14 protein-coding genes are annotated in these 22,352 nt (G+C 73.7%); 10 read left to right on the plus strand and 4 right to left on the minus strand.

Annotated elements, in window-relative coordinates; translation table 11 throughout:
- The first annotated feature begins 58 nt into the window (after positions 1-58).
- The 5 genes from ACZ60Q_RS03785 to ACZ60Q_RS03805 all read left to right on the plus strand — a co-directional run bounded on the left by ACZ60Q_RS03785 (position 59) and on the right by ACZ60Q_RS03805 (position 8,792).
- Positions 59-1,435, plus strand: coding sequence for a zinc ribbon domain-containing protein (locus ACZ60Q_RS03785; protein ID WP_469627815.1), 1,377 nt, complete (start codon positions 59-61; stop codon positions 1,433-1,435).
- Positions 1,432-4,278, plus strand: coding sequence for a serine/threonine-protein kinase (locus tag ACZ60Q_RS03790; RefSeq protein WP_469627819.1), 2,847 nt, complete (start codon positions 1,432-1,434; stop codon positions 4,276-4,278). Before ACZ60Q_RS03785 ends, ACZ60Q_RS03790 begins: the two co-directional genes overlap by 4 nt.
- A 2-nt stretch (positions 4,279-4,280) precedes the next feature.
- Complete coding sequence (locus ACZ60Q_RS03795; RefSeq protein ID WP_469627822.1) at positions 4,281-5,702, plus strand: PP2C family protein-serine/threonine phosphatase; 1,422 nt, start codon at positions 4,281-4,283, stop codon at positions 5,700-5,702.
- 112 nt (positions 5,703-5,814) lie between these two features.
- Positions 5,815-7,176 carry a vWA domain-containing protein gene (locus tag ACZ60Q_RS03800; protein WP_469627825.1) on the plus strand — a complete coding sequence of 454 codons (1,362 nt, stop codon included), beginning with the start codon at positions 5,815-5,817 and terminating at the stop codon, positions 7,174-7,176.
- Positions 7,177-7,307: 131 nt separating this feature from the next.
- The gene (locus ACZ60Q_RS03805; RefSeq protein ID WP_469627828.1) at positions 7,308-8,792 is read left to right on the plus strand and encodes an FHA domain-containing protein; all 1,485 of its coding nucleotides are present in this window, start codon (positions 7,308-7,310) and stop codon (positions 8,790-8,792) included.
- Between the two features lie 16 nt (positions 8,793-8,808).
- On the opposite strand, the gene ACZ60Q_RS03810 is transcribed toward ACZ60Q_RS03805, so the two are convergent.
- A complete protein-coding gene (locus ACZ60Q_RS03810) occupies positions 8,809-9,804 on the minus strand; it encodes a methyltransferase domain-containing protein (protein ID WP_469627831.1) in 996 nt (331 codons plus the stop codon).
- Positions 9,805-9,995: 191 nt separating this feature from the next.
- On the opposite strand from ACZ60Q_RS03810, the gene ACZ60Q_RS03815 reads away from it, so the two are divergent.
- From ACZ60Q_RS03815 to ACZ60Q_RS03835, 5 genes are all read left to right on the plus strand, one after another.
- Positions 9,996-10,400, plus strand: coding sequence for a globin (locus ACZ60Q_RS03815; RefSeq protein ID WP_469627834.1), 405 nt, complete (start codon positions 9,996-9,998; stop codon positions 10,398-10,400).
- A gap of 179 nt (positions 10,401-10,579) precedes the next feature.
- Positions 10,580-13,870 carry an FtsX-like permease family protein gene (locus ACZ60Q_RS03820; protein WP_469627837.1) on the plus strand — a complete coding sequence of 1,097 codons (3,291 nt, stop codon included), beginning with the start codon at positions 10,580-10,582 and terminating at the stop codon, positions 13,868-13,870.
- A gap of 1 nt (position 13,871) precedes the next feature.
- Positions 13,872-16,748 (plus strand): ABC transporter permease, encoded by a 2,877-nt coding sequence (locus tag ACZ60Q_RS03825; protein ID WP_469627840.1) that lies wholly within the window; start codon positions 13,872-13,874, stop codon positions 16,746-16,748.
- Positions 16,745-17,749 carry an ABC transporter ATP-binding protein gene (locus ACZ60Q_RS03830; RefSeq protein WP_469627842.1) on the plus strand — a complete coding sequence of 335 codons (1,005 nt, stop codon included), beginning with the start codon at positions 16,745-16,747 and terminating at the stop codon, positions 17,747-17,749. Before ACZ60Q_RS03825 ends, ACZ60Q_RS03830 begins: the two co-directional genes overlap by 4 nt.
- Before the next feature lie 99 nt (positions 17,750-17,848).
- Entirely contained in the window at positions 17,849-19,396 is a 1,548-nt protein-coding gene (locus ACZ60Q_RS03835; RefSeq protein WP_469627846.1) for an alpha/beta hydrolase, read from the plus strand.
- 33 nt (positions 19,397-19,429) lie between these two features.
- Here the strand turns inward: ACZ60Q_RS03835 and ACZ60Q_RS03840 are convergent, their stop codons facing one another.
- From ACZ60Q_RS03840 to ettA, 3 genes are read right to left on the minus strand one after another with little or no spacing between them, the layout of a single operon-like run.
- Positions 19,430-20,146, minus strand: a complete 717-nt coding sequence (locus ACZ60Q_RS03840; protein WP_469627849.1) for a DUF8010 domain-containing protein — start codon at positions 20,144-20,146, stop codon at positions 19,430-19,432.
- On the minus strand, positions 20,143-20,565 hold the full coding sequence (locus ACZ60Q_RS03845) for an acyl-CoA thioesterase (protein ID WP_007448086.1): 423 nt from the start codon (positions 20,563-20,565) through the stop codon (positions 20,143-20,145). The genes ACZ60Q_RS03840 and ACZ60Q_RS03845 overlap by 4 nt, the downstream gene beginning before the upstream one ends.
- 5 nt (positions 20,566-20,570) lie before the next feature.
- The gene (gene ettA, locus ACZ60Q_RS03850) at positions 20,571-22,235 is read right to left on the minus strand and encodes an energy-dependent translational throttle protein EttA (RefSeq protein ID WP_469627852.1); all 1,665 of its coding nucleotides are present in this window, start codon (positions 22,233-22,235) and stop codon (positions 20,571-20,573) included.
- Positions 22,236-22,352 lie beyond the last annotated feature (117 nt).

Consider the following 22,352-nt stretch of genomic DNA (forward strand, 5'->3'; position numbering starts at 1 on the left):
GAAACAGACCGATCCCGCCGGGCCCACCGGACCGGCGGGAAGAGCCGAGAGGTGATCGATGGGCGTAGCGGGATCCTTCCCCAGCTTCGCGGGGAGGCCCCCCGGCCCGGTCATGGACCGGGAGGAGGCGGACCGTGCGCTGGCCCGGCTCGGTGCGGAGCACGAGGCCATCGAGACCTCGCTCCTCGCGCTCCAGGACCATGCCGGCCGCCGGCTCCTGGAGGGTGCCGAGCTGACCGGCGTCACCCGGGAGCGCTGGGCCACGACCGAGCAGTCGATCACCCTGCTGTGGGGCTATTTCGACGCGTACGCCGGCGCCCTGTCCGAGGCCCGGGAGATCCGTGCTCGGCGGCGCCACCCGAACCGGGAGGACCTCACCGCGCTGACCGGTCTGCTGCGCGGCGAGGCCGTCACCGTCGCCAACCCGGGGGCCGTGGAGCCGCCCTCGGCCGCGAGTCCGGCCAGGCTCTCCGAGCGGTTCTCCCTCCAGGAGCTGGTCACCCGGATGAACGAGCTGTACGCCAGGTCCCTGAACATGGTCGTCTCCTCCGACTCCGTATGGTCGGCGCTGCCCGCCCGGATCGATCTGCTCGCCGCCGAGCTGCACCGGACGCGTTCGCTGGCACACTCCGTGGGGGTGCGGCCCGGTGAGCATCCGGCCGGGGACGATCTGGCGGAGATCACCGAGGAGCTGGCCACGCTGCGGGTGCAGGTGATCTCCGACCCGCTGGCGTTCTGGCTGCCGGGGCCCGGCAGCGCCGCGCCGGGCGGCGGCCGTCCCGACACCTCTCGCTACGACCGGGCGGCCCGCGCCCTGGAGGACGTACGACGGGAGATCGAGGCGGTGCTCGCGGTCCGGCAGGACGCCGAGGCGCGCCTGGTGCGGCTGCGGGACGTGCTCTCGCGGGCCGATCGCACCCTGGCGGAGGCACGGGCGGCGCGCGGCGAGGTGCTGGCGAAGATCGCCGCCTCCGAGGTGCCCGCGGTCAGCGGGCCGCCGACCGCCCTCCAGGAGCGGCTGGCGGCGGCGTCGGACCACCGCAGGTACGCCCAGTGGCACCGGCTGTCGCCGCTGTTGGAGTCGCTGGAGCAGGAGGCCGAGGACGAACTGCTGCGCGCCCGGGAGTCGCTGACCTCGGTGACGGCTCCGCTGGCGGTCCGCGCGGAGCTGCGCGGCAGGCTCGACGCGTACCGGGCGAAGGTGGCCCGGCACGGCCTGGCGGAGGATCCGGTGCTGATGGAGCGGTACGACGCGGCGCGCCGCATGCTGTGGAGCGCGCCGTGCGATCTGCGGGTCGCCGAGCAGGCCGTCCTGCGCTACCAGCACGCGGTCGCGGACATGCTGACGCCGCGCCTGCCCGACGGACCGCAGGACCGACGGGGCACGGGCACGGGCACGGGCACGGGCACGGGCGAACAGGGGGAGAGACGATGAGTACGCAGTGCCAGCGCCCCGCGTGCGAGGGGAACTACGAGGACATGGGCGGCGGTGAGCTGTACTGCGACACCTGCGGTCTGGCTCCGGTCGTCTCGCCGACGGGCATGGTCTCCTCGCCACCGACCGGGATCGCCGGGGGCGGCCGGGCGAGCAGCCGGAACAGCTCCTCGGGGCGCGCCGGCTCCCGCGCCTCCGGACGCGCCTCGTCCCGTTCGTCGACCTCGCGCCGCTCGGTCTCCGGCAGGCTGTCGCGCTCGCTGTCCGGGGCGTCCACCTCCCGTTCGGTCTCGGTGCGTTCCTCGGGCTCGACGTCGGCGGCCTCGGCCCGGGGGCGGCTCGGCGTCGGCCTGGTGGAGGTCCCGGACGTGCCCCGGCCCGACCCGCGCACGGCGGTGATGGAGAACCCGGAGGTGCCCGAGCGCAAGCGGTTCTGCTCCCGTTCGGACTGCGGTGCCCCGGTGGGCCGTTCGCGCGGTGAGCGGCCCGGCCGCACCGAGGGGTTCTGCACCAAGTGCGGCCACCCGTACTCCTTCGTGCCGAAGCTGGGCGGCGGCGACATCGTGCACGGCCAGTACGAGGTCGTGGGCCCTCTGGCGCACGGCGGGCTCGGCTGGGTCTATCTGGCGGTGGACCGGGCCGTTTCGGACCGCTGGGTGGTCCTCAAGGGCCTGTTGGACACGGGCGACCAGGACGCGATGGCCGCCGCGATCTCCGAGCGCCGCTTCCTCGCCGAGATCGAGCACTCCAACATCGTGCGGATCTACAACTTCGTCGAGCACCTGGACCAGCGGACCGGCTCGCTCGACGGCTACATCGTGATGGAGTACGTCGGCGGCAAGGCGCTCAAGGAGATCGCCAACGAGCGCCGCACCGCTGCCGGGAAGCGCGACCCGCTGCCGGTCGAGCAGGCCTGTGCGTACGGGATCGAGGCGCTGGAGGCGCTCGGCCATCTGCACAGCCGCAATCTCCTCTACTGCGACTTCAAGGTCGACAACGCGATCCAGACCGAGGACCAGCTCAAGCTGATCGACATGGGCGCGGTGCGCCGGATGGACGACGAGGAGTCGGCCATCTACGGGACGGTCGGCTACCAGGCCCCCGAGGTCGCGGAGCTGGGGCCGTCGGTCGCCTCCGATCTGTACACGGTGGCCCGGACGCTGGCGGTCCTCACCTTCGACTTCCAGGGGTACACGAACGTCTTCGTGGACTCGCTGCCGGACCCGGACACCATCGAGGTGTTGCGGACCTACGAGTCGTTCTACCGGCTGCTGGTGCGGGCCACCGACCCGGACCCGGCCCGCCGGTTCGCCTCCGCCGCGGAGATGGCCGAGCAGCTGACGGGGGTGCTGCGGGAGGTTGTGGCGCTCCGGACCGGTCGGCCGCGTCCCGCCCTGTCGACGCTGTTCGGCTCGGAACTGCGGTTGATCGACACGGAGTTGTTCGCTCGTCAGACGGACGACGTCTCACGGCTGGGCGGCCGGGACACCGGCCCCGGGCGTGGTGTGCTCCTGGGCCGCCGCAAGGGCCGCGGCCGTCCGCCGTCCGGCGTTCCGGCGCAGGGCGGCACGTGGCAGGCACACGGCGCCACGACGCCGGTCGTACCGGGGGCCGTGACGTCCGCGGTGGCCGGGGCGCTGCCGGTGGGCGCCCAGCCCCCCGGGCCGGCGGGGGCCCACCCGTCGGGTGCGACGGGGGCCTCTCCGCAGGCGGCACCACCCACCCATGTCCGGGGCTCGGCGCAGGGCGGCGCCCCGGGTGTGTTCGCTCCCCCGGCGCATGCTCCGCTCCCGGCGCCCCGGACCGCCGAGCCGGCCCCGGGCCCGTCGGCCGGGCCGTACGTCGCGACGGGACCGTACGACCCCTTCGGGGCGACCTCCGGGGGCGTCCTGCTCGCCCTGTTCGACACGCGGGCCATGTCGCTGGCGCTGCCGGTACCCCGGGTCGACGCGATGGACCCGAACGCCGGTTTCCTCGCCGGTCTCCTGGCCTCCGCCCCGGCCGAGCTGATCACGGCCCTGCACACGGTGCCCGCCCCCTCGCTGGAGACCCGGCTGCGGGAGCTGCGGGCCCGGCTGGAGATGCGGGAGCTGGACTCGGCCGCCCGGGCGCTGACCACCCTGGAGGGTGATCACGCGGACGACTGGCGGGTCGTCTGGTATCGGGGCGTCACCTCGCTGGTGACCGGTGACCACGAGACGGCGGCGCTCTCCTTCGACGCGGTCTACGACGCGTTCCCCGGGGAGATGGCGCCGAAGCTGGCGCTCGGGATCTGTGCGGAGGTGCTGGGCCAGTTGGACAACGCCGCCGAGTACTACCGCCTGGTGTGGGCGACCGACCCGGGGTTCGTCAGCGCCGCGTTCGGCCTGGCCCGGGTGCGGATCGCCGCCGGTGAGCGGGCCGGGGCGGTGAGCGCCCTGGAGTCGGTGCCGGAGGCCTCGATCCACTACACGGCGGCGCGGGTCGCCGCCGTGCGGGCGCGGCTGCGCGAGCGTTCGCACCGGGAGCCGCTGCTGGCCGATCTGACGGCCGCCGGCGTCCAGGTGGCGGCGCTGGCCGCCTTCGGTCTGGACCCGGTGCGTCACGAGCAGTTGTCGACCGAGGTACTGGGCAAGGCGCTGGACTGGGTACTCTCCGGTAGTCCCGGTGTCCCGGGGCTGGGCGGACCGGCCGCCGGTTCGGCGGGTGTACGCAAGCTGCTCGGCGCCGAACTGAACGAGCGGGGGCTGCGGTTCGGGCTGGAACGCTCGTACCGGATGCTCGCCCGGCTCGCGCAGCGGGGCGAGCAGAGGATCGAACTGGTGGAGCGGGCCAACCGTTTCCGCCCCCGGACGTGGGTGTGAAGATGTCACAGAGCCACCAGCAGCCCGCCCTGTCGAAGTGCCCCGGCTGCGAGGAGCCGCCGGCTGCGGGCGACCTGTTCTGCGGTGCGTGCGGCTACGACCTCTCGGCCGGGCCGGCGCGCCCGGACGACCGGCCCACGATGGCCATCACCGTGCCTCGGGCCACCCCGGCCGCCGGAGCGGTGCGGTGGCCCGCCGCCGAGGAGACCGACAGCTCGGATGTGGCCGCGCCCGTGGTCCGTCCGGCGGACGTGCCGGGGACGGGCTCGGGCGGCAGGCCGTTGACAGAGCCGGACACTCCTGACGCGATGTCCGGGCAGGGCGCGGTGCCGTCGCCCGGTCCGGTGCGGGCGGGCGGGCCGGAGTCCGTGGCCGGCCGGCTGCGCCACGACGACCGGGCGGACCCGGGCGGTGCGAGGGCCTCCGGTGACTTCGCGCTGGCCGCGCCCGATCCCCGGGCGGCGGAGCATACCGCCGCGCCCGCCGCCGGGGCGAAGGTCTGTGTGGCCTGCCGCTCCGGCCGGGTGGACCCCGACGGCTACTGCGAGAACTGCGGGCACGCCCAGCCCCGTGCGCGCGACCACATGGAGCAGGAGCTCGACGCGGTGGCCGCCGTCAGCGACCGGGGCCTGCGCCACCACCGCAACGAGGACTCCTTCGCGGTGTCCTCGACCGCGCTGCCGGACGGCTCTCCCGCCGTCGTCGCCATCGTCTGCGACGGCGTCTCCTCGGCGAGCCGTCCCGACGAGGCGTCGGCGGCAGCCGCGAGCGCCGCCAACGAGGCGCTGTTGGAGGCCCTGCCGCGCGGTACGCACCCGCAGCAGGCGATGCACGAGGCGATCGTCGCCGCGTCCGAGGCGGTCAACGCCCTGGCGCGGGAACCTGCCGGGGCGAGGGAGCACGACGCGCACCGCAACCAGAACGCCCCGGCCTGCACCCTGGTCGGCGCGATCATGGCGGGCGGCCTGCTGATCGTCGGCTGGGTCGGCGACAGCCGCGTCTACTGGGTGCCCCAGGACCGGACCCGGCCGACCGCCCGGCTCACCGAGGACGACTCCTGGGCCGCGCAGATGGTGGCGGCCGGCCTGATGAACGAGGCGGAGGCGTACGCGGACGAGCGCGCCCACGCCATCACCGGCTGGCTCGGCGCCGACGCGTACGAACTGGAGCCGCATACCGCCGCGTTCAAGCCGGACCGCCCGGGCCTGGTGGTCGTGTGCACGGACGGCCTGTGGAACTACGCGGAATCCGCCGAGGAGATGGCCGCCGCCGTCCCGGCCGACGCCCAGGAACAGCCGCTGCGCGCGGCCCAGTTGCTCGTCGGGCACGCTCTCGACGGCGGGGGCCACGACAACGTAACGGTGGCGCTTCTGCCGTTCGCCGTACGGCCGCAAGGGGCAGGATCGGCCTGCGGCACCGTTTGATCCGGTTTTCCGTCCCTGCCCCGACCCCGTGTCAGCCGCCCTCGTCCCCAGGCCCTCGTCCCCGCGTCCCCTCTTCGCCTGATCCTCTGTGGAGCCTCAAGGAGCCGACCAGATGGCCAACTTCTCCAAGTCGAACATGCCGCGGTTCTCGGTCGAGGTGTACCAGAACGAGTTCCTGCCCGAGGGCGGCCGTGAGGTCAACGCGATCATCACCGTGACGTCGACCGGCGGCGGCACCACCGGCGGCGTACCGCTGGCGGGTTCGGCGCCCTCACCCGCGTACGGGCCGGGGCAGGGTCCCGACGCGGCCGTGGTGCTGATGGTCGACTGCTCGGGCTCGATGGACTACCCGCCGACGAAGATGCGCAACGCGCGCGACGCGACGGCGGCGGCCATCGACGCCCTGCGCGAGGGCACCCGGTTCGCGGTGGTCGCCGGGACGCATGTGGCCAAGGACGTCTATCCGGGCAACGGGCTGCTCGCGGTCGCCGACCAGCAGACGAAGGCCCGGGCCAAGGACGCCCTGCGGAAGCTGAGCGCGGGCGGGGGCACCGCGATCGGTACCTGGCTGCGGCTGGCCGACCGGCTGCTGGGCTCGGCCGAGGTGGGCATCCGGCACGGCATCCTGCTGACCGACGGCCGCAACGAGCACGAGGCGCCCGAGGACCTGCGGGCGGCCCTGGACTCCTGCGTCGGCCGGTTCACCTGCGACGCCCGCGGGGTGGGCACCGACTGGGAGGTGAAGGAGGTCGCCGGCATCGCCGCCGCCCTCCTCGGCACCGCCGACATCGTCGCCGACCCGGCGGGCCTGGCCGCGGACTTCACGCGGATGATGGAGAACGCCATGGGCAAGGAGGTCGCGGACGTGGCGCTGCGGCTCTGGACGCCCGTGGGGGTGGAGATCCGGTTCGTGAAGCAGGTCGCGCCCACGGTCGCGGACCTGACCGGGCGGCGTACCGGGGCGGGCCCCCGGGCCGGGGACTACCCGACCGGTTCCTGGGGCGACGAGTCCCGCGACTACCACGTGTGCGTCCTGGTTCCGGAGGCCGGGATCGGCCAGGAGATGCTGGCCGCCCGCGTCTCGCTGATCCTGCCCGCCCCCTCGGGCGCGGGCGCCCCGCAGACACTGCCGCAGGGGCTCGTACGGGCCGTGTGGACGGACGACATGGTGGCCTCGACCTCGATCAATCCGCAGGTCGCGCACTACACGGGTCAGGCGGAACTGGCACAAGTCATCCAGCAGGGCCTGGACGCACGCAAGTCGGGCGACTTCGACGGCGCGACGGCGAAACTGGGCCGTGCGGTGCAGTTGGCGTCGGCGTCCGGGAACCAGGACACTGCGAAACTGCTTTCGAAGGTGGTCGACGTCGTCGATGCCGCGACAGGTACTGTGCGACTGAAGGCGAAGGTTGCGGAAGCGGACGAGATGACCCTCGAAACGCGCTCCACCAAGACCGTTCGCGTCAAGAAGTAGCACGGCTCGGTCATCGGACGACCACCGGTCCATAAGCACAGAGCAACCATACGTATGCGTTGGGCAAGGACGCCCGCGACCGACAGCATGACGGCCTCCGGGGCCGGAAGAGGAGAGGGGGAAGCGCCGACATGCCGACCTGCCCGAACGGACACCAGTCGGGTTCCGAGGACTGGTGCGAGGTCTGCGGACACCGCATGGCCACCGGCGGTGCGCCCGCGGGCGCGGTGCCCCCGCCTCCTCCGCCGCCGCCCGCTCCCGGTTACGGCTACCCGCAGCAGGGTTCCGGCGATGGCCGGCCCACCATGCAGGCGGAGCTGTGCCCGCAGTGCCGCACGCCGCGTGAGGCGATGGCGCCGTACTGCGAGGAGTGCCGCTGGAACTTCCTCACCAACACGGCGACCTCCTACACCCCGCTGGCCCCGCAGCACGGCACGCCCGGCGGAGCTCCTCCCGGCCTCAATCTGCCGCCCGGATTCCAGGCACAGGGACCCGGCGGACCCGGTCAGCCCGGGCCTGGTGGGCCTGGTGGGCCTGGTGGGCAGCCCGGCGGCCGGCCCGGCCCCCTCAGCGGTCCCGGTGGCCAAGGCGGCCCGCCCGGCGCCCCCCAAGCGCGCGACCCCTTCGAGTACCAGGGCTCGCGCCCCTCGCAGATGAACCGTCCCGCCGAGCCGCTCGCCCCCGAGCAGAACGGTCCGCACGGCAACAGCGGTCCGCACGGCGACGGCAGCCACAGCGGGCCTCCTCCTCAGGCGTTCCAGCAGGGTCCGCCGCCGTCCTCGTTCCAGCAGGGTCCCCCACAGCGGCAATCCGGGTCCTCGCCGTTCGAGCCGCAGCGGTCGACCCCCTCGACGCACTCGCCGTTCGAGCCCCAGCAGTCGGCACCCTCTCCGTTCGAGCCCCAGCAGGCCTCGCCCTTCGCGCCACCGCAACAGCAGCAGTCGGCGCCGCCCGGTCCGCCTCAGTCGTCGGGGCACACCGGCGGCGGGGACGACTGGATGCTGCCGCCGCCCTCCCCGTCCCAGCAGTCGCAGCCGCCGCAGGGGTTCCAGCGTCCTGGCCCCCACCAGGGGCAGGGCCAGGACCAGGGCTACGACCAGCAGGGCCGGCCGGGCCAGCAGGGTCACGGTCCGCAGCACGGCCAGGACCAGGGCTACGACCAGGGTCAGCAGCACGGCGGGGCGCCCGGCCAGGGCCTGCCCCAGCAGTCCGCCTCCTGGACCGCCGTGATCGCTCCGGACCGCGCGTACTTCCTCGCGATGATGCAGCGCAGCGGCCCCGAGGCGACCGGGCTGAACCTGCCCGCGTACTCCCCGGAACAGCGCCTTCCGCTCACCGGGAGCCAGATCACCATCGGACGTCGCCGGCACAGCACCGGCGAGTCCCCCGACGTCGATCTGTCGGTGCCCCCGGAGGACCCGGGCGTCTCGCACCAGCACGCGGTGCTGGTGCGGCAGCCCGACAACAGCTGGGCGGTCGTGGATCAGAACTCCACCAACGGCACCACGCTGAACGGCGCCGAGGAGCCGATCCAGCCCTACGTCCCCGTACCGCTCCAGGACGGCGACCAGGTGCACGTCGGGGCGTGGACGACGATCACGGTGCGCCGGGACTGAGGCAGCACGCGCCGCCTCACCCGGCGGCGAGCGGCCAGACGTACGGGCCCTGCGGGTCGTCGAGCCAGGCCCACTGCCGGCCCTGGCCGACCGTGATGCCGTACCTCTCCCGCTGCGGGCGCTCCTCGCGCTCCCAGAGGGAGAGGGCCTCGTGCGGATCGAGGGTGCCCGCGGTCAGGGTCAGGAGGAACCGGAAGAGGTCGTCCCCGGCGACCCGGTGCGGCAGTCCGCCGAGGTAGGGCAGCACCCCGGGCCCCGGGAGCGCCCCACGCAGGGGCACGAAGTACGCCGGAGTGTGCAGGAAGTGCCCCTCGGCGCGCGGACCGTGCGCCGTCGCGCGGACCTGGAGCAGGACCAGGCCGGTGGCGAGCGGCGCGAGGATACGCGCCCCCGAACGGCACTGTTCCGGCCAGGCCCCCGGTACGGAGGGCAGGGTGCAGGTCGCGATGATCCGGTCGTAAGGGGCGCGCCGCGGGGAGCCCAGGGCCCCGTCGCCGGTGACCACCGTCGGGTGGTAGCCGGCCGCGGCGAGGTGGCTCCGGGCCGACTCCGTGATCTCCGGGTCGAGGTCGACGGTGGTCACCGCGGAGTCGCCGAGCCGGTGGGCGAGCAGCGCCGCGTTGTAGCCGGGGCCGGTGCCGATCTCCAGGGCCGTGTGTCCGTCCCGTACGTCGAGGGCGTCGAGCATCAGGGCCATCAGGGACGGCTGGCTGGAGGACGAGACGAGTTCGCCGTCCTTGAGCCGGGTGGCCAGTGCCCTGTCCGCGTACACCCCGCGCAGCCAGCGGGAGCGCCGTTCGGGGTCGGGGTCCTCGCCCCAGAGGCGTTCGTAGCCCCGGATTCCGCGCACGTAGTAGTACGGCACGAACAGGTGGCGGGGCACCTCGGCGAAGGCCGTGCGCCAGGCGGGGCCGGTGAAGGCGCCCCGCGCGGCGATCTCCCGCACGAGGGCTTCCCGCGCCGCGTCGGCCTCGACGTCGGGCGGGGAGGAGCCTTGCCGGTATGCACCCATGCCTCCACTGTCCTGCGCCGTGGCCGCGCGGGCGAGCGGCGGCGGAAAGAGGCAGCGGAAAGCAGCGGCGGCGGAGAGCGGCAGCGGGGAGGGACGGCGGACGGGGATACGGCGGGACGGTGTTCGGCCGTATCCCCGTCCTCGGTCCTGGTCCCCCCGTCCTCGGCCGGCGCGTCTGCGACCATGGACGGGTGACTGAGAATCCGCGCGACACGCTTCAGGAGCAGACCTTCTACGAGCAGGTCGGCGGCGAGGCGACCTTCCGGCGCCTGGTCCATCGCTTCTACGAGGGCGTGGCGGGCGACGAGCTGCTGCGGCCGATGTATCCGGAAGAGGACCTGGGCCCGGCCGAGGAGCGGTTCGCGCTGTTCCTGATGCAGTACTGGGGCGGCCCGCGCACCTACAGCGACAACAGGGGGCACCCGCGGCTGCGGATGCGGCACGCGCCGTTCCGGGTGGACCGGGCGGCGCATGACGCCTGGCTCGCCCATATGCGGGTCGCACTGGACGAGCTGGGGCTCTCACCCGAGCACGAGCGCCGGCTGTGGGACTACCTGACCTACGCCGCCGCTTCGATGATCAACACCGCCGACTGATCACATCTGCACGATCCGTGACCGGGTGACTCCGGAATTCGACACTTCGCATCCGCATAACGATCACGATCGGATCAAGTTGCACCTGTAAGCGGTTACCAGAACCCTGTTGCCTCTGAAAGCATCACCGGTACGTCGGGGGGCGTGCGCACACGGTGTTTCAGGGGCTGGGGGATCAGGTGACGGGTTTCGTCCTTCTACGGGTGAGGGCTCATCGCCTGCTGCTCTCCGCGGCCGTCCTGGCCGTCCTGCTGACCACCTCCGTCCTGGCGGCGCTCACCGCGTTCTCCGGTTCCGTGGGCGACGCGGCCCTGCGCCACTCGCTCACCCACCGGTCGGCCGCCTCCGCCGCCCTCGTCGTCTCCGCGTCCGTGGACCACGAACAGCGCGCGGAGGCCGACGCCGCCGTCCGCGAGGCCTCCCGTGACGCCTTCGACGGGCTGCCCGTGACCGTGGGGAAGCTGGAGAGTTCGGGGTCGTACGCGCTGCCGCGGAGCCTCCAGGACCCGGCCGCCCGGCGCGGCGAGCCGGACCTCACCCACTTCGCCGCCCTCGACCCGAGCCGGGTACGGATCACCGGAGGCAAGGCGCCCGCGGTGGCCCCCGAAGGCGACGGGCCCGTCCAGGTCGCGCTGCCCGTCGTCGCCGCCGAGGCGCTGAAGCTGAAGCCGGGCGCGCGGCTCACCGTCACCGACCGGCTCCGCGACAAGAAGCAGCGGGTCCTGGTCACCGGCGTCTACGAGGCCGCCGACCGGTCCGACCCGTACTGGCAGCTCGACCCGCTCGGCGGGCGCGGGGTGCGCAAGCTCGCCTTCACCACGTACGGCCCCCTGCTCACCGATCCCTCGGCCCTCGCCTCCGGCGCGCTCGGCGCCGGCGAGACGTCCTGGCTGGCGTCCGCCGACTTCGCCGAGCTGACCACCGGCTCCATGAAGGGGCTGCGCGAGACGTCGGCCGGCGCCCCGAAGGCCCTGACCGCCGCACCGGTGTTCGCGTCCGGGGTCACCGCGCGGACATCGCTGCCCACCGTGCTCGACCAGCTCGACCGGGCGCTGCTGGTCTCCCGCTCCACGCTGATGATCGTCGCGGTGCAGCTGGTGCTGCTCGCCGCGTACGCCCTGCTGCTCGTGGCCCGACTGCTGAACAGCGAACGCGACGGGGAGCGCGAACTGCTGCGGGCCCGGGGCGGTTCGCGGGGCCGGATCACCTCGTTCGCCGCGATCGAGGCGCTGCTGCTCGCCGTGCCCGCCGCGGTGGTCGCCCCCCTGCTCGCGGGGCCGCTGACCGGGCTGCTGGCCGAGCGCAGCGCCCTGTCCCGGATCGGACTCAAGGTCGGGGAGTCCTCGACCGGCACCGTGTGGCTGGTCTCCGCGGCCGTCGCGCTGGCCTGCGCCCTGGCCGTGGTGGCTCCCTCGCTGACGGCCGGGACCGGCGGGCGCAGGACCCGGGCCGCGTCGCTGCCCGGTCCGGTGCGGGCGGGCGCGGACCTCGGGCTGCTACTCGTCGCGGCGGTGGCGTACTGGCAGTTGGAACGGCAGTCCGGCAGCGGCGCGCTCAGTGGCGACCGGGCGGGCAACCTCGGGATCGACCCCCTGCTGGTCACCGCCCCCGCGCTGGCCCTGCTCGCCGGGACCGTCCTCACGCTGCGCCTGCTGCCGCCCGCGGCGAAGCTCGCCGAACGGCGTGCGGCCAAGAGCCGGGGGCTGCCCTCGGCCCTGGCGGGCTGGCAGTTCAGCCGGCGCCCGTTGCGCGGCGCGGGGCCGGTGCTGCTGCTGGTCCTGTCGGTCGCGATGGGCATGCTGGCGATCGGGCAGAGCGCCTCCTGGAACCGCTCGCAGTCCGACCAGGCGGACTTCGGCTCCGGCGCCTCGGTCCGGCTCGTGGGCGGGCACGGGAGCGGTCCGGCGACGGCCGGCTCCTTCAGCGCCCTGGAAGGCGTGCGGCAGGCGGCCCCCGCCTACCGGGCGGCCCTGGAGACCTCCGGCGGGCGTACCGCCGAGGTCCTCGCCCTGGACACCGCCCACGCGGACGAGCGGATGCTGATGCGCTCCGACCTCGCCGGTGGAAGCCCGCGGCAGTTGTTCGAGGCCATAGCCCCGGAGCGGGCCCCGCGCCCCGGGCTCGTCCTCCCCAAGGACAGCACCCGGCTGAAGCTGGACCTGCGGATCACCACGGTGTCGCAGAAGCGCTCGGGGGACAGCCAGTACCCGGACCCGGAACCGCCGGTGGTCACCGTGCTGCTGGAGGACCGCTACGGCCTCCCCCACCGGGTCCTGGCCGGTCCCGTGCCGGTGGACGGCCGCCCGGTCCCGGTGTCCTTCCCGGTGTCGGCGGCGGGCGGTCTGGCCTTGACCGGCATCGAGGTGGACGCCGCGGCGCCGTCCGACTACGCGCGACAGCACCGGGTTTCGGTGAGCGACGTGCGGGTGGTCGCCGAGGCCGGAACCGAACGCCCGGTGCCGGCACCGGAGTCGACGCGCTGGGACGCGGCCATGACGCTCACCGAGTTCGGCGAGGACCGGCCGGGCAAGCCGCCGGTGCGCAACGACGCCCCGGGCCTGCCGGACTTCACCTACGAGACCGGCGTGGACGGCGAGGACGCCTGGCAGCCGACCAGCGGCACCCTGAGGGTCACCGCCGCCCGGCCGAAGGCCACTGGGGTCAAGGCGGTCGCGACGGACGCCTATCTGAAGAGCACGAACGCGAAACTGGGCGACGAGATCGACGTCACCCTGGCCGGGAACACCGTCCGGGTGACCCTGGCGGAGGCGGTGCGGCGGCTGCCGACCACCGGGGCCGCCGGACCCGGCACCCCGGACCCGGCGGCGGGCGGCGGCGCGCTGCTGCTGGACCTCAAGGCCGTCGCCGAGGTCCTGGCCCACCGGCCGACCGCCACGATCGAGGCGACCGAATGGTGGCTGAGCACCGCCCCCGGCGACGCCGCGAAGGCGGCCGCCGCCCTGCGCGCCCTGCCGGACACCGATCCGGCCCAGGTGCTGGTCCGGGCGGAGGCCGCCCAGCAGTTGGTGGACGACCCGCTGGGGGCGGGCCCGCAGTCGGCGCTGCCGGCCGTGGCCGTGGTCGCCGCCGCGCTGGCGGCGGTCGGCTTCGCGGTCAGCGCCTCGGGGTCCCGGCGCGAACGGTCCGCCGAGCTGGGCGTGTTGCGGGCACTCGGCGCGCCGCGCCGCCAGCTGGCCCGCATGATCGCCGCCGAACAGGGCGTGCTGATCGCGCTCGCCCTGCTCATCGGGCTCGGCATCGGCACGGTGCTGACCCGGGCCGTCGTCCCGCTCATCGTTCTGACCGGGCAGGCCGACCGGCCCGTTCCACCGGTGCTGGTCGAACTGCCCGCCGGGCAGGTCGCGGCGCTGCTGGCCGGGGTCGCCGCACTGCCACTCGTGATCGTCGCGACGATGGCGCTCCGCCGCGGGGACCCAGCGGTCACCCTGCGCCACCAGGGGGACCACTGATATGCGTCACAACGACCGGGCGGCCACCGCCCCGTGGATCCGTACCCGGCTGCGTACCGCGCCCGGTGCGGCGGCGGCACTCGCGGTGCTGGTGCTGGTGACGGCGTTCCTCGCCGCGGCGTTCCCACGGGCCGTGGACGCGTACGAGACGAAGGGGCTGCGCCACGACGTCCTGACGGCGCAGGCGGGCCGCAGCGTTCTGGAGGTCGCCCGCCCGCAGCCCGGGCTGGAACTGCCGCAGACGCAGCGGGAAGCCGAGGCACGGAACCCCGGGCTGGCGCGGGTCGGGGCCGATCTCCTGAAGGTGCTGCCCGCACCGCTGCGCGCCGACACCTCGTCGGTCGCCTACGGGGTGCGCACCACCAAGCCGGCCGTCGCGCACGAGCCCTGGCTGCCGAGGCCGGACGCGGTTCCCCCGCGGCTCTCGTACGTGGCGCAGTCGGGGCTGAAGGAGCACGCCACCCTGGCCGCGGGCGCCTGGCCGACGACGCCGCGGGAGGTGACATCGGACTCCCGTGAGGTGCAGGGCGCGGTGACCGAGGAGACGGCGGCCGAGCTGAAGGTGAAGGTCGGCGCGACCGTCGAGCTGCTCACCGCGGCCCAGGAACCCATCACCGTGACGATCACCGGCATCGTGGACCCGCGCGATCCGCGCGGCAGCTACTGGTCCGCCGATCCGCTGCTGCGCACCCCCTCCCTGGTCCCGGACCCCGGGAGCCCCGTCCCGCAGAACTTCTGGACCGGCACCGTCCTGCTGGCCGAGGACACCGGCCCCGTACTCCTGAGCACGGCCGCCGAGCCCGTCCTCTTCTGGCGGATACCGCCCGACCCGGCCGGGCTGAGCGGCCCCGACGGTGCCCGGCTGACGTCCGTCATCGCCTCGCTGGAGAGCGGCCCCGGGCTGCTGAAGGTGCGGGAGATCGCCGGGGACACCGCGGTGTTCGCCACCGGACTCGGCCACATCGTGGAGGCCAACGCGCGGATGCGCGACGCGATCAGTCCCGTGATCGCGGTCGCCGCCCTCGGCATCGGCTCCGTGGCCGCCGTCGTCCTGTTGATGACGGGGGCCCTGATCGCCGCCCGCCGTCGCGGCGAACTGGCGCTGATGCGCTCACGCGGCGGCTCGCTGCGCGGCATCGGCGGCCGGCTGCTCGCGGAGACCGCGGTGACCGTGCTGCCCGCGAGCGCGCTCGGGCTGCTGCTCGCGGTACTGGCCGTGGGCGAGGGCCGCTGGTGGCCGGGGGCGCTGGCGGCCGCCGGCGTCGGCCTTCTGGTGTGCGTCGCCCTGCCCCTGCGGACGGCGCTCCAGCACATCCGGCCCACGCTGCACGGTGCCCGCGAGGACATGGTCAGCGCCCGGCCCTCGCGTCGGCGGACCGTGGCCGAACTGACCCTGCTCGTCCTGGCGGTCGGCGCGGTGACGGCGCTGCGCCGTCGCGGCACGTCGGCCGAGGGCGGCACCGACCTGCTGGTCAGCGCCGCGCCGGTGCTCGTCGCGCTGATCGCGGCGCTGGTGCTGGTACGGCTCTACCCGCTTCCCCTGCGGCTCGCCACACGCCCCATGGCCCGGCTGCGCGGGGCGATCGGCTTCCTGTCACTGGCCCGCGCCGGCCGTTCCTCGGCCGGCGGGGCGCTGCCGCTGCTGGCCCTGCTGCTGGCGCTGGCCACGGCGGCGTTCGGCGGCTCGGTGATCGCCGGCATCGGTGACGCGCGGGACGACGCGGCGCTGGCGTCCGTCGGCGCGGACGCCCGGATCACAGGCATGAGCGAGCGGGCGACCCTGCCCGACGAGCTGGTGCGCACGGTGCGCGACCTGGACGGCGCACAGGGCGCGGCGGCGCTACGGATCGAGTACAGCGTGGCCCTGCCGGAGGCCGTGGCCGGTGACGGCGGGGCGAACCGGAACGGCTCCGGTACGGACGATGCCGGTACGGATACAGGTACGGGCAGCGGCACCGGCAGCGCCGCCGACGTGAGTACCGCGGCCCTGGTGGGCGTCGATCCCGCCCCGTACGCCGAGCTGGCCCGCGCGACCGGGCTGCCGGACTTCCCGGCCGCCCGGCTGAAGGCCACCGGCCCCTCGGCCCCGCTGACCAAGGGCACGGGGGCCGGCCCGGAGCGCGTCCTGCCGGCCATCGCCTCCCCGGCCGTGGCCGCCCGTCTGGGCAAGGAGCCGCACGCGATCAATACGCTGTCCGGGGACTTCAAGGTCCAGATCGTGGGGACCGTCCCGCGCGTCGCCTCGATCTCCACCACGAACTTCCTCATCGTGAACTCCGCCGCCCTGGAGCAGAAGGCGCCCACCACACTGCTCCTCACCGGCGCGCCGGATCCCGGGAAACTGCGCGCGGCGGTCGAGGAGAGCGGCAAGGAGTACGTCGTACAGCTGCGTTCCGAGGAGCGCGCGCGGTATGTGAACACCCCGATGCAGGCGGGCGCCGAGAGGATCTACCTCGCGGCCGTCGCGGCGGGCGCCGGATACGCACTGCTGGCCGTACTGCTGTCGCTGCTCCAGACCGCGCCGGAGCGCAAGACGCTCCTGGCACGGCTGCGCACGATGGGGCTCACCACCGGGCAGGGCAGGCGACTGCTGGCCTTCGAGGCGACGCCGCAGGCGCTGCTGGCGGCGGGCGGCGGGCTGTTCACCGGCTGGGCGACCATCGCCCTGCTCTCCCCCGGCGTCGATCTGGTCCCGCTGGCGCTCGCGGGCGTCGCCGGATCGGACACGAGCCCCGTCATGCTGCGCACCGACCTCTGGTCGCTGGGGCTCCCGGCCGCCGGGGTGGTAGCGCTCGCCGCCGCGGTCGCGGGCGTTCAGGCGTGGTGGGCGAGCCGCCGCGGATCGATCACCGAACTCAGGGCAGGAGACTCCCGATGACCTCGTCCACCGAGACAGCAGGCACGGCCCGCGCGGCCGAAACGACGCTGGCGGAGCTGGAGCAGCGGGCCGCGGCCCGCCGGGACCGCCCTTCCTACGGGCACGACGCGCTGATCGCCTGCGACCGTGTCGTGCGGATCTTCACCACGGACGGGGTGGAGGTGCAGGCCCTCCAGGGCCTGGATCTGCTCGTCACCGAGGGCGAGTTGATGGCTCTGGTGGGGGCCTCGGGCAGCGGCAAGTCGACGCTGATGAACATCCTGGCGGGCCTGGACGTGCCGACGGCGGGGACGGCGAAGGTCGCGGGCTGCGATCTGCTGTCGATGGGCCCGAAGGAACGGCTGCGCTACCGCCGGGACGTGGTCGGGTTCGTCTGGCAGCAGACCGCCCGCAATCTGCTCCCGTATCTCACCGCGATCCAGAACATCACCCTGCCCATGCAGTTGCGCGGCGGCGGCGGCAAGCGCGAACGGGCTTCTCACGCCGAGTCGTTGCTCGCCATGCTCGACATCGCGGACTGTCGCGACCGGCGCCCCCACCAGTTGTCCGGCGGGCAGCAGCAGCGGGTGGCCATCGCGGTGGCGCTGGCCAACTCCCCGTCCGTGCTGCTCGCGGACGAGCCGACCGGGGAGCTGGACTCGGCCACCGGGGAACAGGTCTTCGCCGCGTTCCGGCGCGCCAACGAGGAGTTGGGCACCTCGATCGTGATCGTCACCCATGACCAGGCGGTCGCGAACGAGGTGCGGCGTACGGTCGCCATCCGCGACGGCCGTACGTCCTCCGAGGTGCTGCGCCGCATGGAGGTGGACGCGGCGACGGGCCAGGAGTCGCAGGTCGCCCGGGAGTACGCGATGCTCGACCGGGCGGGACGGCTCCAACTGCCCGCGGATCACACGCGGACGCTGGGCATGGAACACCGGGTGCTGCTGGAGCTGGAGCAGGACCACATCGGCGTCTGGCCGGACGCGCACGGGGCACCCCCGGAGGAGCCGGGCAAGTAGGGACGGCACCAGGACAGTTCGGGGGGCTGTCCGGATGGTTGCGGCTTCGGGTGCGCCCGTAGCGTCGTTCAGGTCATTCCACCTGTTCGGAGGAGCGCCATGCGCGTCGCCCCGCTGTACTTCGTCGGCCTGGGACTGGCCGGTCTGCTCGCGGGAGCGGTGCCCGCGACCGCGGCCTCCCCGTCACCCTCCCCCGCGCGCCACCACCTCGACTGGGGGCCCTGCCCGGACCGGTACGAGAAACTGAACGCGGCGGGCGCCCAGTGCGCCGACGTCACCGTGCCCCTCGATCACTCCGATCCCGACGGCCGCACGCTCCAGGTCGCCATCTCCCGGATCAAGGCCGCGGACCCCTCCCGGCGTCGCGGCGTCCTCCTCTCCAACCCGGGCGGACCGGGCGGGGCCGGGCTGGACAACACCCTGCGCCTGCGACCGGCGCTGGGGGACGTGGCGGACCGCTACGACCTGATCGGCTTCGATCCCCGCTTCCTCGGCGAATCCACCCCGGTCCGCTGCGCCCCGGCGGGGCCGGCCGTGCCGCCCGGCCCCGTCACCTCAGCGCGCCAGGACTTCGACCGATCGGTCCGTGCGGCCCGGGACACCGCGCGGCGCTGCGGCCGGTACGGGGACAACGCCACGCTCCTCCCGCACGCCTCCTCGCGCAATGTGGCCCGCGACATGGACGCGATCCGGGCGGCGCTGGGCGAGCGCAGGCTCTCGTACTACGGCACCTCGTACGGGGCCGATCTGGGCGCCGTCTACACCCAGCTGTTCCCGGGGCGGGCGGACCGGATGGTGATCGACTCCAGCACCGACCCGACGGCCACCCAGTACCAGCTGTTCCGGTCGGCCGGGAAGCCGCTCGAAGAGGCCCTGGACGCCTGGGCCGGCTGGACCGCCCGACGCCACGGCGCCTACGCCCTGGGCCGCACGGCCGCCGAGGTGCGGGCCGGTGTGCAGCGGCTCCTCGACGGGGCGGAGAGACGCCCGGTGCCCGTCGCCGGGGTCCGGCTCGACGCCCCTGTCCTACGGCTGGTGCTCCGGCAGCTGATCCAGCACGAGGAGCACGACGCGGCGCTCGCCGGTACGGTACGGGACCTGGTGGACGCGGCCGCCGGAAAGCCGGTCGAGCCCGGCCCCGAACTGGCCGCGATGCTGGAGATGCTCGCCTCTCCCGAGCTCGCGGACAGCATGCTGGGCGGTGCGGTGTTCATGTGCGGGGACGGCGGCTGGCCGGCCGGTGGCTGGCCGTCCGACCCGGAGAGGTACTGGAAGAACTCCCTGCGCAGCCGGGCCGAGCAGCCCGTCTTTGGTCCGTTCGCGAACGGGATGACGGCCCCTTGCGCCTTCTGGGAGACGGAACCGGCCGAGCCCGGCACGAAGATCGGCAACGATGTGCCGGTCCTGATGCTCCAGGCCCGCCGCGACAACAACGTGCCGTACGAGGGGGCGTTGGCCCTGCACCGCAGGCTGACCGGTTCGCGGCTGGTGACGGCGGACATCCGCGCGCACGGCGTCTACGGGCGCGGAACCGACGGGCTGCGGCCGGTGCCCTGCGCCGACCGGGCCGTCAACGACTATCTGCGCGACGGGACCCTGCCCGCGCACGACCTCACCTGCCCCGCGGCCGGGAGGTCCGAGCGATGACCAGCGGGCGCCCGGGGGCGCGGGACCCACGGGTCAGCGGGGGCCGACGGTGAAGGGCAGGGCGCCGAGCTCGCCGCTCGCCGCCCTGCGCAGGGCGATCGAGCCGTACGGGGTCCGCAGCCGGAGCCAGCCGCCCGAGGACAGCAGCGACACCGGGAACCGCGGGTCGGCCCGGAGGAAGCCGAGGGACTGGGCCGCGTGGACGGCCCGGAGCGGAAGATCCGTGGTCCCGACCGGCCGGGACCAGATCTCCCGGCCGATACGGTCCCGTTCGGCACGGGTGCGCCGCTCCTCGGGCAGGGCCTCGTCCCGGGCGCGGAATTCGGTGACGGCGGCCTCCAGCGCGACGCGCAGGGCGTCCGGCCCGGGCAGTCCCGGCTGCTCCCGCCAAGGCCCCCGGGGCGGCAGGACACCGGTCCACGGCGGCCCGGTGACCGGGGCGGGCAGTGCCCCGGCGCCCGGCTCCGGGGCACTCGTGGGGTCGCCGGGGCCGGGAACGTCGAGGGTCTCCAGCAGCTCACCGGCCGACACCGTGACGTCGAGCGTCTCGGGGACGGCCAGACGGGCGGCGCGGATGGCGAGGACCTCGAAGGAGGGCGGGCGGCCGAACACGGCCAGTGCGTCGCCGCCGCCCGCCTGCAACCGGACCGCGGCGGCCCGGTCGTAGTGGAGCAGCCGGCCGAGGAAGGCGGCGAGATCCGCCGCCTCCCTCGCGTCGGCGAACCGCAGCGACTGCACGGGCACGGTCATGCCGCGGCGGGCTCCTCTGCCAGGTACTGCTGGAGGAAGAGCTTCTCCTCGGCGGAGATCCGCCGGGGCCGCTCCGCCGCCAGGTCGTACGGCACGACGACGGTCGAGGCGCGTACGTACACCTGGTCGGGGTCCTTGATCTCATAGGCGATCGTCAGGGACGCGGCGCCGATCTTCGTGACCCACGACTCGACGGTCACCGGCTCGTGCCGGTGGACCAGCGGCCGTACGTAGTCGATCTCGTGACGGGCCACGACGGACCCGCCCGAGAACGACGGTGAGCCGTCCCCGGGCGCCAGCCGGAACATGAAGTCGATGCGGGCCTCCTCCAGGTAGCGGAGGAAGACCACGTTGTTGACGTGGCCGAAGGCATCCATGTCCGACCAGCGCAGGGGGCAGCTGTAGAGGTGACGAGCCAAGACGATCAGCCTCGCGTGAGCTTCTTGTACGTGGCACGGTGCGGGCGGGCCGCGTCCGCGCCGAGTCGCTCGACCTTGTTCTTCTCGTACGACTCGAAGTTGCCCTCGAACCAGTACCACTTGGAGTCACCCTCGTAGGCGAGGATGTGGGTGGCGACGCGGTCCAGGAACCAGCGGTCGTGGGAGATGACCACAGCGGCGCCCGGGAATTCCAGGAGGGCGTTCTCCAGCGAGGAGAGCGTCTCGACGTCGAGGTCGTTGGTGGGCTCGTCGAGGAGCAGCAGGTTGCCGCCCTCCTTGAGCGTGAGGGCCAGGTTGAGGCGGTTGCGCTCACCACCGGACAGGACGCCGGCCGGCTTCTGCTGGTCCGGACCCTTGAAGCCGAACGCGGAGACGTAGGCGCGGGACGGCATCTCGACCTGGCCGACGTTGATGTAGTCCAGCTCGTCCGAGACGACGGCCCAGAGGGTCTTCTTCGGGTCGATGTTGGCGCGGGACTGGTCGACGTAGGAGATCTTGACCGTGTCGCCGACCTTGACGGCACCGCTGTCCGGCGTCTCCAGGCCCTGGATCATCTTGAACAGCGTGGTCTTGCCCGCGCCGTTCGGACCGATGATGCCGACGATGCCGTTACGGGGCAGCGTGAACGACAGATCGTCGATGAGGACCTTGTCGCCGAAGGCCTTCGAGAGGTTCTCCACCTCGACGACGATGGAACCGAGCCGCGGGCCCGGCGGAATCTGGATCTCCTCGAAGTCCAGCTTCCGCATCTTGTCCGCCTCGGCCGCCATCTCCTCGTACCGGGCGAGACGGGCCTTGGACTTGGTCTGGCGGCCCTTGGCGTTGGAGCGGACCCACTCCAGCTCTTCCTTGAGACGCTTCTGGCGCTTCTCGTCCTTGCGGCCCTCGACCTTGAGGCGGGTCGCCTTGCGCTCCAGGTACGTGGAGTAGTTGCCCTCGTAGGGGATCGCCCGACCGCGGTCGAGCTCCAGGATCCACTCGGCGACGTTGTTCAGGAAGTACCGGTCGTGGGTGACGGCGACGACGGCACCCGGGTACTTCGAGAGGTGCTGCTCCAGCCAGTTCACCGACTCGGCGTCGAGGTGGTTGGTGGGCTCGTCGAGGAGGAGCAGGTCCGGGGCCTCGATGAGCAGCTTGCAGAGCGCCACGCGGCGCTTCTCGCCACCGGAGAGGTTGGTGACCGGCCAGTCGCCGGGCGGGCAGCCCAGCGCGTCCATGGCCTGCTCCAGCTGCGCGTCCAGGTCCCACGCGCCCGCGTGGTCCAGGTCCTCCTGGAGCTTGCCCATCTCGTCCATGAGCGCGTCGGAGTAGTCGGTCGCCATCAACTCGGCGACCTCGTTGAAGCGCTTGAGCTTGCCCATGACCTCGGCGGCGCCGTCCTGGACGTTCTCCAGGACGGTCTTCTCCTCGTCCAGCTTCGGCTCCTGCATGAGGATGCCGACGCTGAAACCGGGCGAGATGAAGGCGTCACCGTTGGACGGCTGCTCCAGGCCCGCCATGATCTTCAGCACCGTGGACTTACCGGCACCGTTGGGCCCCACGACACCGATCTTCGCGCCGGGCAGGAAGTTCAGGTTGACGTCATCGAGAATCACCTTGTCGCCGTGCGCTTTGCGCGTCTTGCGCATGGTGTAGATGTACTCAGCCAAGAGAAACCGTCCGGCAGCAATAGAGGTGTGGGCAGATACACCCCATCTTGCCTGACAGCCCTCCCCGGACGGAAACCCGTCCGGGGATCGACACGGGAACGACGTCACTCCCCGCAT

This window comes from Streptomyces sp. NPDC104313 (assembly GCF_055583985.1).